Origin of the sequence: Phytoactinopolyspora halophila, assembly GCF_003287285.1 — a bacterium.
GTDB classification, from domain to species: Bacteria; Actinomycetota; Actinomycetes; order Jiangellales; family Jiangellaceae; genus Phytoactinopolyspora_A; species Phytoactinopolyspora_A halophila.
In genome coordinates this window covers 133,036-150,501 of sequence record NZ_QMIG01000002.1, presented here as the reverse complement: position 1 = coordinate 150,501, position 17,466 = coordinate 133,036, and the positions used below count along the sequence as shown (strand labels likewise).

The 17,466-nt window shown below is 66.2% G+C and carries 16 protein-coding genes; 7 read left to right on the top strand and 9 right to left on the bottom strand.

What is annotated here, in order from left to right; translation table 11 throughout:
* The first annotated feature begins 171 nt into the window (after positions 1-171).
* Entirely contained in the window at positions 172-747 is a 576-nt protein-coding gene (locus DPM12_RS03220) for a thioredoxin family protein (RefSeq protein ID WP_112256833.1), read from the top strand.
* A gap of 32 nt (positions 748-779) precedes the next feature.
* On the opposite strand, the gene DPM12_RS03215 is transcribed toward DPM12_RS03220, so the two are convergent.
* From DPM12_RS03215 to DPM12_RS03200, 4 genes are read right to left on the bottom strand one after another with little or no spacing between them, the layout of a single operon-like run.
* On the bottom strand, positions 780-1,715 hold the full coding sequence (locus DPM12_RS03215) for a class I SAM-dependent methyltransferase (RefSeq protein WP_158542708.1): 936 nt from the start codon (positions 1,713-1,715) through the stop codon (positions 780-782).
* 36 nt (positions 1,716-1,751) lie between these two features.
* Positions 1,752-2,669: a transketolase family protein gene (locus DPM12_RS03210; RefSeq protein ID WP_211658328.1), complete on the bottom strand. Its 918-nt coding sequence runs from the start codon at positions 2,667-2,669 to the stop codon at positions 1,752-1,754.
* A gap of 2 nt (positions 2,670-2,671) precedes the next feature.
* Positions 2,672-3,379 (bottom strand): thiamine pyrophosphate-dependent enzyme, encoded by a 708-nt coding sequence (locus DPM12_RS03205; RefSeq protein ID WP_112257117.1) that lies wholly within the window; start codon positions 3,377-3,379, stop codon positions 2,672-2,674.
* A 34-nt stretch (positions 3,380-3,413) separates the two neighbouring features.
* Positions 3,414-3,854: a hypothetical protein gene (locus DPM12_RS03200; protein ID WP_112256830.1), complete on the bottom strand. Its 441-nt coding sequence runs from the start codon at positions 3,852-3,854 to the stop codon at positions 3,414-3,416.
* A gap of 123 nt (positions 3,855-3,977) precedes the next feature.
* Between DPM12_RS03200 and DPM12_RS03195 the strand changes: the two genes are divergently transcribed.
* The gene (locus tag DPM12_RS03195) at positions 3,978-7,196 is read left to right on the top strand and encodes a UvrD-helicase domain-containing protein (protein WP_112256829.1); all 3,219 of its coding nucleotides are present in this window, start codon (positions 3,978-3,980) and stop codon (positions 7,194-7,196) included.
* A gap of 93 nt (positions 7,197-7,289) precedes the next feature.
* Here DPM12_RS03195 and DPM12_RS03190 read toward each other — a convergent pair whose 3' ends face one another.
* A complete protein-coding gene (locus tag DPM12_RS03190) occupies positions 7,290-7,982 on the bottom strand; it encodes a FadR/GntR family transcriptional regulator (protein ID WP_211658326.1) in 693 nt (230 codons plus the stop codon).
* Between the two features lie 306 nt (positions 7,983-8,288).
* Between DPM12_RS03190 and DPM12_RS03185 the strand changes: the two genes are divergently transcribed.
* Together DPM12_RS03185 and DPM12_RS03180 are read left to right on the top strand one after the other, a co-directional pair.
* Entirely contained in the window at positions 8,289-8,699 is a 411-nt protein-coding gene (locus DPM12_RS03185; RefSeq protein WP_112256827.1) for a YciI family protein, read from the top strand.
* 5 nt (positions 8,700-8,704) lie between these two features.
* Complete coding sequence (locus tag DPM12_RS03180; RefSeq protein WP_112256826.1) at positions 8,705-9,946, top strand: RNA polymerase sigma factor; 1,242 nt, start codon at positions 8,705-8,707, stop codon at positions 9,944-9,946.
* A gap of 47 nt (positions 9,947-9,993) precedes the next feature.
* On the opposite strand, the gene DPM12_RS03175 is transcribed toward DPM12_RS03180, so the two are convergent.
* From DPM12_RS03175 to DPM12_RS03165, 3 genes are read right to left on the bottom strand one after another with little or no spacing between them, the layout of a single operon-like run.
* Positions 9,994-11,232 carry a sugar ABC transporter permease gene (locus DPM12_RS03175; RefSeq protein ID WP_211658324.1) on the bottom strand — a complete coding sequence of 413 codons (1,239 nt, stop codon included), beginning with the start codon at positions 11,230-11,232 and terminating at the stop codon, positions 9,994-9,996.
* Entirely contained in the window at positions 11,229-12,029 is an 801-nt protein-coding gene (locus DPM12_RS03170; protein WP_112256825.1) for an ATP-binding cassette domain-containing protein, read from the bottom strand. Before DPM12_RS03170 ends, DPM12_RS03175 begins: the two co-directional genes overlap by 4 nt.
* Before the next feature lie 4 nt (positions 12,030-12,033).
* On the bottom strand, positions 12,034-13,143 hold the full coding sequence (locus DPM12_RS03165; protein WP_112256824.1) for a substrate-binding domain-containing protein: 1,110 nt from the start codon (positions 13,141-13,143) through the stop codon (positions 12,034-12,036).
* Between the two features lie 362 nt (positions 13,144-13,505).
* Here DPM12_RS03165 and DPM12_RS03160 point away from each other — a divergent pair, with 362 nt between their 5' ends.
* The 3 genes from DPM12_RS03160 to DPM12_RS03150 all read left to right on the top strand — a co-directional run bounded on the left by DPM12_RS03160 (position 13,506) and on the right by DPM12_RS03150 (position 16,534).
* The gene (locus DPM12_RS03160) at positions 13,506-14,480 is read left to right on the top strand and encodes a tripartite tricarboxylate transporter substrate binding protein (RefSeq protein ID WP_158542706.1); all 975 of its coding nucleotides are present in this window, start codon (positions 13,506-13,508) and stop codon (positions 14,478-14,480) included.
* A gap of 85 nt (positions 14,481-14,565) precedes the next feature.
* Positions 14,566-16,056 carry a tripartite tricarboxylate transporter permease gene (locus tag DPM12_RS03155; RefSeq protein WP_112256822.1) on the top strand — a complete coding sequence of 497 codons (1,491 nt, stop codon included), beginning with the start codon at positions 14,566-14,568 and terminating at the stop codon, positions 16,054-16,056.
* Positions 16,043-16,534, top strand: a complete 492-nt coding sequence (locus tag DPM12_RS03150; protein WP_112256821.1) for a tripartite tricarboxylate transporter TctB family protein — start codon at positions 16,043-16,045, stop codon at positions 16,532-16,534. The genes DPM12_RS03155 and DPM12_RS03150 overlap by 14 nt, the downstream gene beginning before the upstream one ends.
* 38 nt (positions 16,535-16,572) lie before the next feature.
* On the opposite strand, the gene DPM12_RS03145 is transcribed toward DPM12_RS03150, so the two are convergent.
* The gene (locus tag DPM12_RS03145) at positions 16,573-17,391 is read right to left on the bottom strand and encodes a DeoR/GlpR family DNA-binding transcription regulator (RefSeq protein ID WP_112256820.1); all 819 of its coding nucleotides are present in this window, start codon (positions 17,389-17,391) and stop codon (positions 16,573-16,575) included.
* Positions 17,392-17,466 lie beyond the last annotated feature (75 nt).

The following is a 17,466-nucleotide window of genomic DNA, read 5'->3' as shown; positions in this document are numbered from 1 at the left end:
GAGTGGTGACACACCCCATGCTGACCGCTCGTTCTGTCGACCGAGAACGCCGGCTGACGATGCGGGTGGCTGGTGCTACGCGTGCGGGACTCGCGGTGTGACGATCATCATGGTGACGTCAGGGCAGAATGGGTGAAGTCGCGACAATGAAGAATAGCTGAGGAGGCACCTGTGGCCGTCGAATCCCGCGAGATCACCATCGGCACGCCTGCGCCGGATTTCGTTCTGAAATCCGCGGACGGCAAGGAGTACTCCTTGAGATCGTTCGCAGACGCGCAAGCACTTCTGGTGGCTTTCGTCTGCAACCACTGCCCGTACGTGAAGCACATCGAATCCGTATTCGGCGAGTTGACCTCCGAATACGCCAAGAAGGGTGTGGCGACGGTGGCGATCTGCACCAACGATGCCGACGCCTATCCCGACGACGGCCCGAGCTATCTACGAGAGCAGGCCGAGCGAGCGGGGTGGGAGTTCCCGTACCTCGTCGACGAGGATCAGACGGTGGGCCTGGCGTACGGTGCCGCGTGCACGCCGGACTTGTTCGTGTTCGACGCCGAGCGCAAGCTCGCATATCACGGCGCCTTCGATGAGAGCACGCCCGGCAACAACAAACCGGTGACGGGCGAGCTGTTGCGTGCCGCGCTGGATCAGATCCTGGCGGGAGAAGCCGTGCCGACGCCGCACCGGCCCAGTGTGGGCTGTTCGATCAAGTGGCGCGCAGACATCGAGGCTCAATCATGGTCATGAACACTTACCTGGCTCCTGAGGTTCACGAGTGTTTATGACCATGGAGAAGGGTGTGGCGGTGACTCGGACGCCGGTGTGTGTTCGGGCGCGGCCTCGGGTTCACGGGCCGTGACATAGGCGTGGGCGTTGCGGACGCGTGCACCCATCGACGTCTCGACCTTGGGCCGCAGATGGGATTCGAAGACGGCCGACTCGTTGTCGTTCAACGCTTTCTTGATCGCGTCACCGAAGGTCGGCGCGTGGGGGTTCGGACTCATCTGAAGGAACGTTTCCCAGCTCAGATCCCTGAAGTATGGCCGCTCGGTGCTGGTGAGCTCCAGGCTCACGGTGATGTCGGTGAGCCCTGATACCTCTGCGACGTGCAGCAGGTCCGTCTCGTCGAACCCGAGCATCGGCCCGTCGGGATCTGCCACCGCCTCGAACACCGCGCGCACCTTGGCAGCGAGTTCCATGACGGGTGTCACATCGTAGCCGAAGAGCGTATCGCGGTTCAGCTCCAGGTGGCGTCGATTGATTGGTTCGAAGAGTGACATCCGGCCACCGGGTCGCAACACCCGCCGGAATGCGTCGAAGGCAGCCGGCTTGTCGTCGACGTAGATCAATACTGATCTGGTGGTGACGACGTCGACCGAGGAATCCTCGATCCCTTCGAGGGTCTCGGCGGGGGTCCGCACGAACATGCACCGATGGCTGACGCGTGCACGTTCGGCGATCTCCCGGCACTCGTTCAAGAGATCGGGGGATACGTCGGTGAACACGACGGTGCCGTCATGGCCGACCCGCGAGAGCGAGCCGAACCCGAGCAGCCCGTCACCGCAGCCGACATCCAACACCACGTCGCCTGGCTGGATATCGGCGCCATTCAGTACGCGGTCCCGGATGGGTGTCAAGAAGTTCAGCGTTTGCTGCTCGGCGGCTTCATCACCACCGCTCCGGCCGTGCAACAACCAGCGAGCCCAAGGATCCACGCCCCCATCGTTCCCCATAGGCTGTGATCATGAACACTAGCCCGTCACATGGGTCGCATAGCGTTCATGATCATCGGTGGGTGAGAACGCGGTGATGCGCGCTCGGATGCCCGCGACATCGAGCCCGTACGCGGCGTCGTGGTCGCGCGGTCGGCCGTAAAACCGTGCGGTGTGTGGCGGAACGCCGAGGGCGAGCTGGCGGTGCGGGATGTCGGTTAGAGCCCGCGCCACCTCCGGTGCCGACGTCCCGCGAAGGTACGGTTCGACCAGCACGACGGCCGGCTCGGCCAGGACGAATCTCAGCGTTTCACCGTCGAACGGGCGCACCGTCGACGCGTAGAGCACGGTCACGTCGAGACCTGCGGTGGCGGCCAGGACGCGGTCGAGCATCGGGCCCACGGCGACGACGGTAGGCCCCGTTCCCTGCCGGAGCACCTGGAACCCGCCGTCGGGCCGGTGATGGGCGGTGGCGTTGGCGTTCTCAGAGAGCCGGACGTACACCCGTTCGTCCGTCTGCGATGCCGCACGCAGGAACGCTTCGACCTCGTCGGGATGGCCCGGCACGTGCACGGTCCACTCCGGAAGCGTGTCGAGCAGCGCGATATCGCCCGGCGCGTGGTGGGTGTATCCGACATCCGATGCGTCGTAGGAGGCGCCGATGCTGACCAGGACGGCGCCGAGATCCTGGTGCCCGAGGTCGAGCTTGAGCTGTTCGAACGGGCGCTCGACGAGGAATGGCGCGTACGAGTGCGCGTACGGTCGCAGCCCAGAGTGTGCCATGCCCGCGGCGGTGCCGATGAGCGCCTGTTCGCGGATGCCGACGTTGATGACGCGGTCGGGATGCTGGTGTTGCGACTCGGCGAACCGGTCGGCCGAGATGTCGGCGAGCACGAGCGATACGCGCGGGTCGTTGTCGAGCAGCTCGCTGGTGACGGTGGCGAAGCGGTCACGCATGATCATTTCCTTGGTTCGACGGCGGCGACCACGGCGGTTGGTCGACCGGAATGGTGTGTGGTGAGTGCCCGAGTGAGGGCGTCGTGATCGCGACCGTTGACGTCGACGGTGGCCCAGCCCTCGGTGGCAAACCGTCGAGCGATGCCGCCGGGCCAGCCCAGCGACGACGAGTCGTTGTCGATGACGACGACGGTGAGGGCGTCGAGCCCGTAAGCGGCACCGACCACGATCGCCTCGTGATTGCTGCCTTCATCCAGTTCGGCATCACCGACGAGCACGATGGTCCGGGCGTCGTTGCCGTTCGCGCGTAGCCCGAGTGCAAGCCCCACGCCGAGGGGGAGCCCATGCCCGAGCGAGCCACTGGCGATCTCGACGCCCGGAATGAGCGCACCGTCCGGATGGTGGCCGAGTGGTGATCCCGGCTGTCCGAACTCGTCGAGCCACTCCACCGGGAAGAATCCGTGTGCGGCCAGTACGGCGTAGTAGGCCATGGGGCCGTGTCCCTTGGAGAGCAGGAAGCGGTCCCGGTCGGCCGCCTCGGGATTCCGGGGGTCCACGTTGAGTACGCGCTGGTACAACACCCAGAGGACATCGAGTGTCGACGTCGCGCTCGGCTCGTGTTTCTCGTCACCGGTCATGCGGGACAGCAGGACCGGGAGGTCGTTGTAGGTGGGTGTGTGCGGTGTCGTGGGAGCTGTTGTGAGGACCATGCCGACCACGGTCCTGCCTCAACCAAAGTTGAGGTCAAGTGTTTCGTTGCTCGTCGCGGATCTCTTCCAGCCGCAGCTGAAGCAGCCGTGCGAGCGGCATCGACTCGCCGTCGCGCGCACCTGCGCCGACCGTCAAGGGTGGATCCGACGGCGATACGTCGGCACCGAACAGGCGGGAACGCAGGCTCCACGGCGTGTCCAGAACGTAGAAGGCTCCGTGGACGTCCACGCCGAGCGAGCGATTGCGCCGCAGGTACCAGCCCGAGATACCGGTGCGATAGGTGACACGGCGTTCGGGCACGCGCGCTCGCAGCCGGCTCGGCGGGATACCCAGCCGGACCAGCTCGTCGACGAACTCCGCCAGGAGCTTGCGCGCCTGCGCGGTTTCGGCTTCCCGCTTGCGGTCGAGGGCAGCAGCGCGCGCCGCGAGCGCGTCGCTGCGTTGCCGGCGCCAGGCCGCGGTGTCATCCTCCATCGGTCATCCATCCTCGCCTGCTGGTTTTGTCCTCGCAGTACCAGGGCCTTCGAGCGGCGAAACTCCGCGGCGATGATCACAGTCCCTTGCACCACGCGAGCGGCACCGTGACATGATGCCCGGGTGCGCTTCTACGCCGACTTGCACATCCACTCGAAGTACTCCCGCGCGTGCAGCAAGAACTGCGATCTCGAACATCTGACCTGGTGGGCGAAACGCAAGGGCATCAGCCTGGTGGGCACCGGCGACGTCACGCACCCCGCCTGGTTCGCTCATCTCCAGGAGAACCTGGTGCCCGCCGAGCCGGGACTCTTCCGTCTCCGTCCCGACCTGGAACGCGACATCGACCGCAGTTTGCCACCGAGCTGTGCCACCGACGCCCGGTTCATGCTCTCGGTCGAGATCTCCACCATCTACAAGCGGGACGAGCGCACCCGCAAGATCCACCACCTGATCTACCTTCCGGACTTCGAGGCGGCAGAGGCGTTCAACCGCCGGCTTGGCGCCATCGGCAACATCGGCTCCGACGGGCGCCCCATCCTGGGATTGGACTCCCGCGACCTCCTGGAGATCGCGCTGGAATGCAGCCCGGACGCGTATCTCGTGCCGGCGCACATCTGGACGCCGTGGTTCTCCGTGCTCGGTTCCAAGGCCGGTTTCGATGCCGTGGAGGACTGCTACCTCGATCTCGCCGATCACATCTTCGCCCTGGAAACCGGGCTCTCCGCCGACCCGGAGATGATCTGGCGGGTCTCGGCGCTAGATCGGTACCGCCTGGTCAGTTACTCGGATGCGCACTCGCCGCCCATGCTCGGGCGCGAGGCCAGCCGGTTCGATACCGATCTCGATTACTACGCCGTGCGGCGGGCGCTGCAGACCGGTGAGGGCTATCGCGGCTCGGTCGAGTTCTTCCCCGAGGAGGGCAAGTATCACCTCGATGGTCACCGCAAGTGCCAGGTGCGTCTCGATCCGGCCGACTCGCGGGCGCTCGACAGCCGGTGCCCGGAGTGTGGCAAGCCGCTCACCCTCGGCGTCTTGCATCGGGTTCACGAGCTGTCCGACCGAACCGAGGGTGCTCGCCCCGAGGGCGCGGCCGGATTCCAGAACCTGATCCCCCTTCCCGAGATCATGGGCGAGATCCTCGGCGTGGGGCCGAAGAGCAAGAAGGTCTCGGGTGAGATCGCCTCGCTGACGGCGGCATATGGCCCGGAGCTCACGATCCTGGACGAAACCCCGACCGACGATCTCGAACAGGTGGTGCCGCACCTGGGCGAGGCGGTTGGACGGCTGCGTCGAGGAGAGGTCATCCGCGAGGCGGGATACGACGGCGAGTACGGCACGATCCGGCTGTTCCAGCCGGGCGAGCTGGATCGCCTGCGGGCTACCCAGGCCCCGGCACTGTTCGACGACGGCCTCGGTGCGGGCGATGCCGTCGCAGCGCGACCCTCGCCACGCGCCGAACGGGCTCGTGAGAAGGACGTGCGGGCCCGCTCGACGACCCGGACCGGACCGGAAACCGAGGCCGCGCTCGTGGCGCCCGCCGACGTGAGCGCGGCGGACGAGCTGCTGGACGAGGAGAGCACCGGTTCGACGTTGCTCGCCGGGCTGGATCCGGCACAACGCGAGGCCGCTGCTGCGGGCGGGGGACCGTTGCTGATCATCGCGGGACCCGGCACCGGCAAGACCCGCACGCTCACGCACCGGATCGCACACCTGCTGACCGAGCAGGGCGTACCGGCCCGGCAGTGCCTGGCGATCACCTTCACGCGCCGCGCTGCCAAGGAGATGACCGACCGGCTGCACGGCCTCGTCGGCCGCGAGTCCGCCGCGCTCACCGTCACGACGTTTCACTCGTTCGGTCTGAGCATCGTGCGGGAGCAGCACTGGCGGTTCGGTCTGAGCGCCGACTTCGGCGTCGCCGACGCCGAGCGGCAGCTGGAGATACTCGCCGAGGCGCTCGGTGACGGGCGGGCCGCGCGCCGCATGCTGCCCGACATCTCCCGGGCACGCCGGGATGGAGAGGCCGACGATGCCGAGGTCGCGAAGGCGATGGAAAGTTACCTGCGACGGTTGCGCGAGGCCGATCTCGCCGATTTCGACGATCTCGTCGCGTTGCCTGTCGCGGCCCTGGAATCCGACCCGGAGCTCGCGGCCGTGTACCGCGACCGGTACCGCTGGATCTCGGTGGACGAATACCAGGACATCGATGCCGTGCAGTATCGCCTCCTGCGGATGTTGGCGCCGCCGGAGGCGAACCTGACGGTCATCGGCGATCCGGATCAGGCGATCTATCGCTTCCGGGGTTCGGACGTCGGGTTCTTCCTGCGCTTTCATGCCGACTACCCGTCAGCCAGGGTGGTCCACCTGACCCGCAACTACCGCTCGGGCGCGCACATCCTGACGGCGGCCATGCGGGCGGTGGAGCCCACGACACTCGTCGCCGATCGGGTTCTGGTCCCGGCCGACCGGAGAGCCGAGGCGGTGAAGATCGGCGTTCACGAGGCGTCGAACGAGCATGCCGAGGCGGGATTCATCACCCGGACCATCGATCAGTTGCTCGGCGGCTCCTCTTTCCATTCGCTGGACACCGAACGCGCGAGTGCCGAGGCGACGGAGGGGATCGGCTTCTCCGACATCGCCGTCCTGTACCGCACATCGGCGCAGGCCCGCCCGATCGTCGATGCGCTGACCAGGGCGGACTACCCGTTCCAGCGGCACTCGCATGATCGGCTGATCGACCGGGCCGGGGTGCGCGAGATTCTCGACGAGTTCGGCTACGCCTCCCCGGCAAGCAAGGCTCCGGACGTGCGAGCCGGGCTGCAACGAGCGGCCGAGATCGTGCTCAACCGCGCACCGCACGCGGGCCAGGAGGGACGCGCCGCAGAGCTCTATTCCGCCGTGGAGTTGCTGACTCCCCTGGCCGTCGAGTGCGGGAGCAACGTCGAGCGGTTCCGGCACGAGCTGCTGCTCGGCGCCGAGGTGGACGCGCTCGACCCGCGCGCGGAGCGGATTTCCTTGCTCACCCTGCACGCAGCCAAGGGTCTGGAGTTTCCCGTCGTCTTCCTCGCCGGGTGTGAGGAGGGATTGCTGCCGTTGCGCTGGCCAGGCACCGAACTCGACGATGCCGAACTCGCCGAGGAACGCCGGCTGTTCTTCGTGGGCATGACCAGGGCGCAACGGCTGCTCTTCGTGACTGGTGCGCGGGAGCGTACATGGCAGGGGCAGCAGCGCGACTGCAAGCCGTCGTCGTTTCTCCAGGCGCTCGACAGTTCGGTGTCCGAACGTGTCGGAGCGGAGGACAACCGCCGTACACCACGCTCGCGCCAGCTCACGCTGATCTGATCGGGCCGGAATCGGCGCCAGCCGTCCCTGGCTTCCCGTGCTGTGCGGTGCAGCTCGTGCTCGGCGTGCCGGTGCGTGCCCCTGGCTGCCTGCCTAGTTGTCGAAGAGTGCGGCCATCGCGCTGCGGACCTCGACGAGGATCTCGCGCATCGCAGCTTCGGCGGCCTCCCCGTGACCGGAGGAGACCGCCTGGGCGACACGTTCGTGCAGTTCGAGGGAGAGCGGTACGGGGTGTTGTGGCATGAATCCCAGCTGGACGCGGCCACGTAGCACCACCGTGACAACGTCGCCGAGGGCACTGAACATCTCGTTGTCGCTCGCGTTGAGGAGGAGCGTGTGAAAGGCGATGTCGAGCTCGAGGAACTCGTCCAGATTTCCAGCTTCCCCCTGCTCGCGCATCGCCGTCGCCAGGGTGTGGATGCGCTCGCGCTGCTCGGCCGAGGCGTTGCGGGCCGCGGCGTTGACCGCGACTGGCTCGATCGAGGTTCGAAGCTCGGTCAGGGTGCGCAGCTGCGCGTTGCGTCCGTGACCGGAGAGGCGCCACCAGATCACGCGCGGGTCGAACACGTTCCACGACGTTTGCGGCTGGACGATGATCCCGACTCGCCGGCGCGATGTCACCAAGCCGGTCCATTCGAGGATGCGCATGGTCTCCCGAGCGACGGTGCGCGAGACGCCGAAGTGTTCCTGGATCCAGTCCAAGGTCAGCACGTCACCTTCGCCGAAATGACCATCGACGATCTGCCGGCCGATGGTGTCGAGGACGGCGCTGTGCAGCGCGGTCACGTTCCGCTCGTTTCCCGTCTCGTGTCGTCCGGCGGGTGTTGTCGTGCCCGTGCCTGCTCCTTGACAGTCTGAAAAATGCGATTTTTGTTGATGCTCGATTGTGGCACGGCCGATCGTGAGAGTCGACGACGAGAGTCCGGATCGGCAGGCGCCCGCAAACCTGCGGGAACGGGATGTTGCGCTGTCATCATGGTCGGTAGTAGCTGCGGGCGGTGATATTGCTCGGCGATGTCGAGAAGCTGCCATCGGCTCCGACTCCCCTATGAAGGCGCCACCGGGGCGCGAAAGACCTTAAGGAGTGCGGACATGAAGTACATGCTGATGATGAGCCATAGCGTGCCCGAAGACATCGACCAGAAACACGGTGAGATGAGTACCTGGTCCCAGGACGACATCAAGGCCCATTTCCGGTTCATGGGAGAGTTCAATCAGGAACTCACCGATGCCGGTGAGTTGGTGGACGCCCAGGGTCTGCTGGGGCCGGACCACGCAGTGATCGTCCGGGCGCACGGGCAGGGGGCACCCGTGGTGAGTGACGGCCCGTTCCCCGAGTCGAAGGAGTTCCTCGCCGGTTACTGGGTCGTCGACGTCGACAGCAGGGAGCGCGCCGTCGAGATCGCGGCCCGGGTATCCGCCGCTCCCGGCCGGGACGGCGTCGCGCTCGGCATCCCGGTCGAGGTGCGCCAGGTGGGTGAGGCTCCGGACGCGGACGTGTGACACACATGACGCCCGGCACCAGCATCGAGGACGTGCTGCGCGAACTCGCGCCGCGGGTCCTCGGAGCGATGGTGCGCCGGTTCGAGGATTTTGACCTCTCCGAGGACGCGGTGCAGGAAGCGCTGTTTGCGGCCGCCACGCAGTGGCCGGAGCATGGCGTGCCGGATCAGCCTCTCAGTTGGCTGTTCCGCGTCGCCGCGCGGCGCCGGATCGACAGCGTGCGAAGCGAAGTGGCCAGGCGGCACCGGGAAGAGCTGGTCGCCGTACGATCCCCGGCCGATTCCTTGTTGGCGCCGGCTGCCGACCACGACGATGTGACGGCCGAGGACGATACCCTGACGCTCCTGTTCCTGTGCTGTCATCCGATCCTGACACCGGCGTCGGCGATCGCTCTCACCTTGCGCGCGGTGGGCGGTCTGAGCACGGGTGAGATCGCGCGTGCCTTCCTGGTTCCGGAGCCGACGATGGCGCAGCGGATCAGCCGCGCCAAGCAACGAATCGCGTCGTCGGATGTGCCGCTGCGATCACCGTCCGACGAGGAATGGCCAGAGCGGCTGCGGTCCGTGCTGCACGTGCTGTATTTGATCTTCAACGAGGGCTACACGACGAGTTCGGGACCGGCATTGCAGCGCGCCGACCTGACCGGTGAGGCGATCCGGCTGAGCAGGATGTTGCACCGGATGGTGCCACAGGAAGGCGAGGTGGCCGGGCTGCTCTCCCTGATGTTGCTCACCGATGCGCGCCGGGCGGCACGCACCGACGACGACGGCTTGCTCGTGCCGCTGGCAGAACAGCGGCGCGAGCTCTGGGACACCGAGCAGATCGCGGAAGGCACCGGACTGCTCGCCCGTACGCTGGGGTCGGGATCGGTCGGACCGTATCAATTGCAGGCAGCTATCGCCGCCGTCCACGACGAGGCTCGCAGCGCCGACGAGACGGACTGGCCCCAGATCCTCGCCCTGTATGAGGTCCTCGAGCAGGTATCGCCGGGACCGATGGTCACCCTCAACCGTGCGATCGCGCTGGCCATGGTCCGCGGAGCACGCGCGGGCCTGGCCGTGCTGGGAACGCTCGACGGGGACGAGCGGATGGCGCACACGCATCGCCTGGAAGCCGTCCGGGCCCACCTGCTCGAGCTGGCAGGCGATGTGGAGGCGGCCCGCGAAGCCTACCGGCACGCCGCGAGAATGACCGCGAGCCTTCCCGAGCAGCAATACCTCACTCTGCAAGCGGCACGACTGGCGTAGTGCTGACGCAGGGGAGTCCAGTGCCTAGCCATCGTCTGGCGCATCGCCTACCCCTTGACGCCGATGTCGCCCCGGCCGCGCTGGCTGAGGGCGTCGGCGGTGACGGCGATCAGGAGGATCACACCGGAGATCGCGAGCTTGGTGCCGGTGCTGGCCTGCATCAGGTCCAGGCCGTTGGACAAGCTGCCCATGACGAGAGCACCGAGGAGCGCGCCCCAGGGGCTGCCACGACCTCCGAAGATCGTCGCACCTCCGATCACAGCGGCGGCGATCGATTCGAGGAGCAGCGGACCGCCGGCGAACGCCGTATACGAGACCGAGGCGAACCGCGCCGCGCCGATGACACCGGCGACGGCACACAGTAGCGAGGACAGCGTGAACGCCGCGATGCGTACCTTGGCGACGTCGATTCCGGCGCGGCGGCTGGCTTCGGCGTTTCCCCCGATCGCATAGAGGTAGCGGCCGAACTGCATCCGGCGGGTCACGTAGCCGAACAGTGCGACGAAGCCGACGAGGATGGCGGAGGCGAGCGGGACGCCCCGGTACTCGTTCAGGATGCTGACGGCCACACCGACGAGCGCGGCGATGAGCACCACGCGTACGGCTAGCCCGGTCAGGCTTGGTGCCGAGAGTTGTGCCGCGAGCCGCTTGGCCCGGCGGTGTATCTGCGTTGCCACGAAGACCACGACGACGCCGGCGGCCAGGACCCACGCGATGCCGGGAGCCAGGTACGTCGTGGCGATGCTGCGGATGAGCTCGTTCCCCACGTTGACTGATCCACCGCGGCCGAGGATCAGCAGCATGACTCCTTGCAGTCCCAGCAGTCCGGCCAGCGTGACGACGAACGATGGTACGCCGACGACGGCGACGAAGAAGCCCTGAACGACGCCCACGGCGGCGCCGATCGCGAGGGCCAGCAGGATCGCCGGGATGGGGTCCCATCCCTGCCTGGTGACGAGAACTCCGACGGCGGCCGCGCTCACCCCGGACGTGACCGCCACCGACAGATCGATCTCGCCGATCAGCAGGACGAAGGTCACGCCGAGTGCGATGGTGCCGATGACGGCGATCTGAAGGAACAGGAACGACAGGTTCCGTGGACTGATGAAAACCGAGTCGAGCGCGTAGAAGACGATCCAGATGATGGCGAGCGTGACCGCTACGGGAAGCACGGACAGATCCCCGTGCCGCAGGCGGGCGACGACGTCGCGCCATCCGCCGGACGCGGTCGTCTTCGAGGACTCGCCGTTTCCTGTTGGTTGTTGTGGAGTCTGTGCGAGTGTCACTGGCCGACCTCACGTTCCGTCCGGGCTCCGGTGATCTCTGCTACGACCTCGTCGGGATCGGTCTCGGAGGCGCGCAGCGTGGACACTCGTCGTCCGAGGCGGAGGACGACGATGCGGTCGGCGACGTCGAAGACGTCGGCCAAGTTGTGACTGATCACGACGACGCCGAGCCCGTGCTCTCGTAGCCTCCGGATCAGGTTCAGAACCTGTTGGGTCTGGGCCACGCCCAGAGCCGCGGTCGGCTCGTCGAGGAGGACCACCTTGGCGTCCCACATGACCGCCCGGGCGACGGCCACGGACTGGCGCTGTCCGCCGGACATCGACGCGACCGGCAGCCGGACGTTGCTGATGGTCATCACGTCCAGGGAGCGCAGGACCTCCCAGGCACGCTGTTCCATGCTGATCTCGTCCATGCCGCGCACCGCGTTGAGCCGTTCCCGGCCCAGGAACATGTTGCCGACGACGTCGAGATTGTTGCACAAGGCGAGGTCCTGGTAGACGGTCTCGATACCGAGATCCACGGCGTCACGAGGGCCGCGAATGTGGACTTGTTCGCCATCGAAATGGACGGTGCCCTGATCGGGTGTGTGAATACCGGCGATGGTTTTCACCAGAGTGGACTTGCCCGCTCCGTTGTCGCCAACGAGGGCCAGGACTTCATGCGGGTATACCTCGAAATCGACATCGGCCAGCGCCTGTACGGCACCGAACGCTTTCGAGATTCCGCTCAGCTCCAGCAGCGGCCTGCCCCCATCGTCCGAAGTGGGGGCAGGCTCGACGGCATTTTCGGTGGTCATGTGCCTAAGCGTCCTCGCACAGCTCGACGTCGGCGCTGACTCCTGCGCAGAGGTCGGAAAGCTCGTGTAGGCCGGCATCCACGGCCAGCATGACGCTCTCTTCGTCGTCGATCACTTCGACCTCGAGCAGCCGGCTCGAGACGTCGACGGAGCCGTTGTTCACGGTGTCCGGTACGAGATCGTCGGGCACCTCCTGATCCGCGAGCAGCGAGGCGGAGATCTGGGCGGCCACGTCGGCCTGCCTGCTGACGTCCTTGAAAACGCTCATGCCCTGGTCGCCTTCGAGGATCAGCTGGAGCCCCTGCTCGGTGGCGTCCTGCCCGGTGACGGGGACCTCTCCGGCCATTCCCTGGGCTTCGAGGGCGGCGATGATGGTAGCCGCCATGCCGTCGTTGGCGGACAACACGCCCTGCACGTCGTTGTCGAGTTGGGTGAGCGCGGCCTCCATCGACTCCTGGGCCTCCGAGGGATCCCAGCCCGGTGTCCAGCTCTCGTAACCGATCGTGCGGGTGCCCTCGTCGACGGCCTCTTCGAGGACGGGCATGTAGCCGTCGGCGAACCAGCGGGCGTTGTCGTCGTCTTCGGAACCGTGGATGACGACGAGCTGGTCCCCGTCCTCGGTGTTCTCGATGAGCCACTCGCCCTGGGCCCGGCCGACCTGCTCACCGTCGAACGTGACGAAGTGGTCCAGGGGTGCGTCCTCGATGAGCCGGTCGTAGGCGATCACCGGCACGTCCGCCGCCTCGGCGTCTTCGACGATTACCGACGCGGCGGTCATGTCCACGGCCGCGATCACCAGTACCTCAGCGCCCTGGGTGATGGCCTGTTCGGCCTGCTGTTGTTGCTGTGCGCCGTCGTTCATGGCGTTGAAGACCTGGACCTCGGCCTCGGGAGCGTATTCGGCCATGCCTTCCTCGAAGCCTTCCCGGTCGGGCCCCTCCCAGCGGGGTGTCACGTTTTCCGGTAGCAGGAAGGCGACAGTGCCGCTGGCCTCCTCGGCTACGTCGTCGTCAGAGCCGGAGCCGTCGGTGTCCGCGTCGTCCCCGTTGTCCCCGCATGCGGCGAGAACGAGACCCAACGCCCCGACGAGAGCGGCTATCTCCCATCGCTTCATCGCTGCTCCTTCGCACAGGCAAACTTTCGGCGTGATTTCCGACAATACCCGGACGATCTTAGTCCTAGTACACCGTCACGTAGCTGTCGTTGCCCGACTGTGACCCGCGCCGGGGGCGTCGCGTCGCCGCGGCGATTGCGGCGTTCGCCCAGCGAATTGAATGTCTTGACAGAAGTCCTACATATTATATGATCCAATCTACACGTTACGACATGTTGCCAGCCGCCGAATGGAGCGGCGATCAGCGCGTGGGAGTCGGGGGCCTGGTCGTAAGCACGTGCCGCGACCTCACCCGTGCTGCGAATGAGAGTGCACGAGGGATGGAGACTGAGGAAGGTGGACTGACGATGAGGTGGTCTGCGGTGAAGCGGGCGATCATGGCAATGCCGCTCTTCGCTTTGCTTGTCACAGCGTGCAGCGAGAGCGGGTCGGAAGATTCCGCCTTGGATTGCGGCGCTTTCGAGTTCATCATCCCCTACGCACCTGGTGGAGGGTCCGACCAGCAGTTCCGGCGCCTGCAGGAAAGCCTGGAGGAGTCGCTCGGGGCAAGCATCAATCCGGTGTACATGGAGGGCGCGGATGGCGCCCTCGGGTGGAAGAATCTCGCCGACGCCGAGCCGGACGGATGCACGGTTGGAAACGTCGTCTCGCCCAACATCATGGAGTTGACCATCCTCGGTGAAGAGGTCGGTTTCCACGGGATGGAGGATTTCGAGTACATCGCGTGGACCGAGACGACGCCCAATGCCGTCGCAGTCGCCCAGGACAGCCCGTACGAGACGATCGACGATTACATCCAGGAAGCCGAGGCCAATCCCGGAGACCTGACGATCGCCGGCGTGGGTGACACGATCGCCATCGGCGAGATCCTCGCCGGGACCGGTGTCGACCTCTCCTACGTGCCCGTCTCCGGGGGTGTCGGCAGCATCGTGCCGCAGCTTCAGGGAGGTCACGTGGATGCCGCGATCTTCGGAGCCAGGCACGTCATGCAACATCAAGATCAAATGCGCGCATTGGCGATCACTGGTTCCGAGTCGTCACCGGTTCTCGAGGACGTGCCGACGTTCGAGGAAGCCGGATACGACGGCATCAACCTGACGTCATCCTGGGGAATCGCCGGACCCGCGGGCATGCCTGACGAGGCGATCGCAGAGTGGAACGAGGCGATCTTGACGGCCATGGACGACGAGGCGGTGCACGATGCCCTCCTGGAAGAGGCGTTGACCCCGCTCGAACAAGATGTCGATGAGGCGCTCGCCTTCTCAGAAGAACTGTTCGAGGCGGCCGAAGACGCCGCTCCGCACGCGGATGAGATCGAGCAGCTCGACGAGGAGTGAGCCGATCGCATCCTCATGATCTGCGTGTGGTCCGCCGCTTCACGGACCGGCGGATGCCGGATTCACGAACGGGAAAGGTCGGCTCATGCTTGACGGCTTGATCGCGGCGCTCGGCCCCGGGTATCTCTTTTTCGGGCTCGTCGGTGTGGTCCTGGGAATCCTGGTCGGTGCACTCCCGGGTCTCACCGCCACCATGGGCACTGCCCTGCTGCTGCCGTTCACGTTCAACATGCCGCCCGGGCAGGGCCTGGCGATGCTGGGCGGGCTGTACGTCGCGGCCATGTTCGCCGACGCCGTGCCGGCGTGCCTGGTCAACACCCCGGGGACGCCGTCGGCCTTGGCCACGTCGTTCGACGGGAATCCACTGACGCGGCAGGGGAAGGGACAGGTGGCGCTGGTCGCCGCGTCGTTCAGCTCCATGATCGGCACGATCGTGGGGGCGCTGGTGTTCCTGTTCCTCACCCCGCCGCTGGCCACGGCCGCATTGGAGTTCGGCCCGCCCGAGTTCTTCTGGCTCGGTGTCTTCGCGCTGACGATCATCGCCGGTATCGCCGGAGATTCGATCTTGAAGGGTCTGGCCGGCGGTGCTATGGGGATGCTGATCGCAACCATCGGCCTCAGCGCGACCGGGGGGACGAGCCGATACACCTTCGGCTTTCCGGAGCTCTATGGCGGTGTGGAACTCGTTGTCGCCCTTATCGGTATTTTCGCGATGCCGCAGGTCTTCACCATGGTGCGGCGGCGCCGCCAGGAAGCGACCGTGGGCCAGTACCAGCGCGTGCCCGGGGCGGCCGTGGCCACGGTCAAGGAAATACTTCGCAAGCCGGTCAACCTGATCCGGTCTTCGCTGCTGGGCGCCGGCATCGGGGTGCTACCCGGTGCCGGCGGCCCCGTTGCCGCGCTGGTCTCTTACAACGAGGCGATGCGGTGGAGCAAGGATCGGCAGAAGTTCGGCAAGGGCGCCGTCGAGGGCGTGGTCGCGTCCGAGACGGCCAACAACGGCGGCGCGGGGGCGTCGATGGTGCCGATGCTTGCCCTGGGAGTTCCCGGTTCCGCACCCGCCGCGGTGATTCTGGGTGCCTTGATGCTGCAGGGCCTGCGCCCGGGGCCGGAGTTGATGGAGAGGGACTCGACGCTGGTCCATGGATTCGCCTTCTCCATCCTGATAGCCGGGATCTTCACCTTTGTCGTCGGCAGCCTGGTGGCCGGGCAGCTCGCCCGCGTGGTGACCATTCCGGTGCACCTGCTCGCCCCGATCGTCTTCCTGCTGTCGGTGGTGGGAGCGTTCGCGATCCGCAGCAATCTCTCGGATGTGTACCTGATGCTCGGCCTGGGATTGATCGTCTACTTCCTGATGAATCTTGGTTTCCATCAGGGAGCCATCGGTCTCGGCGTGATCCTGGGCCCGATCGTGGAGCCCGCACTCGTCCAGTCGATCTCAATCGCCCGCTCCTCGTCGTACGTGGAGGTCTTCTTCACTCGCCCGGTGAGCATTGGCCTGATCGTCTTGATCCTGCTCTCGGTGGCGTGGTCGGTGTGGAGCAAGCAAAAGGAGCGCAGCCGTGCCAGCACGTGAGGAGAATCCGGGCCGGCTCCGGATCAGTGAAGAGATCATCGCCGGATGTGTGTGCTTCGCCGTGGCCGGACTGTTCGGCATGCGGACCGGCGACGGCGGCCGCTGGCTGGACTGGGTGTACCCGCAGTGGCTGCTGGGCGTGATCGCGGCCGTCGGCGTGATCCTGGTGGTCCGCGGCTTGCTGGGTTACGGGAACAAGCGTTCCCTCGTGCCGCCCGTTCTGCGTGGCGGAGGAACCGACGTGGCTGCCTTTGCGGTGCTGGCCATCGGCTACGTCCTGCTCGTGGACGTCGCCGGGTTCTGGCCGATGTCGGCCTTGCTGGTGGCGCTCGCCTCGCTCTACTTCGCCGGCGAGCGTAGTCGCCGAACGCTCATCATATCGGTGCTCACGGCGGTGGCCGTGTCCCTCGTCGGGGCGGTGGTCTTCCGTGAGATCTTCTACATCCCGTTCCCTGAGCCGCCGTGGTGGCCTTTCTGAACGAATCGTGCCACGCTGAGCGTCGACCTCGGGTGACGTCAGCCCTGCGCATGTGCGACGTGCAGCTCTACTCCGGACTCGGCGAACGCCTGCGCGATGGGTGTTGGCGGCTCGGAATCGGTCACCACAGCGGATAGCTGGGAGAGCGGGCCCAGCCGGACGGGTGCGAATGCCGCGAATTTGGTGTGATCGATCACCAGGACGACGCGCTCGGCTATTTCGATCAGGGCATGTTTGGTGGGCCGTTCTATGTCGGTGACACCGTAGAACCCGCGCTCGTCTACCGCTGCTGCACCCAGGAAGAGCGTTCGCACCTGGAGCCGTCCAGCGGCATCCACCGTCATCGGCCCGACAAAGGCACGACTCGACTGCAGCAGGTCTCCGCCGAGGCCGATGACGTGAACGCCGGGCCGGTCCACGAGTAGCTGGATGACCGGTACGGAGTGGCTCACCACGGCACCAGCGAAGTTTCCGTCGAGGTTCACAGCGACACACGCCGTGGTGGACCCCGCGTCGATGGCGATGGTGTCGTTGGCTTGGACGAAGCGCATGGCCATCGTCGCGATCGCGTGCTTGGCCTCGGCGTTCTCCATCGCCCGGCTGTCGAATCCGCTCAGATTTCCGTCGCTGGGCAGCGTCACGCCACCGTAGACGGAGCGAACCTCGCCGGAGTCCTCGAGCTTTCTCAGGTCGCGCCGCACGGTCATTCCCGATACGCCCAACTCGTGCGTGAGCTCGACGACGGAGACGAATCCCGACGTGCGGACGATCTCCAGGATCCGCTCGCGGCGTCGCGGCGCGTTGTCGTAGCGGAGCGGGCGGTCGTGTTCCATATCCGTGTCGATACCCCTGACCATAATCCTTTTTCCTTGAACGATAAAAGTATCACATCAGATGTTGCTTAATTAACATTCAAGGGTTAAGGTCCGCAT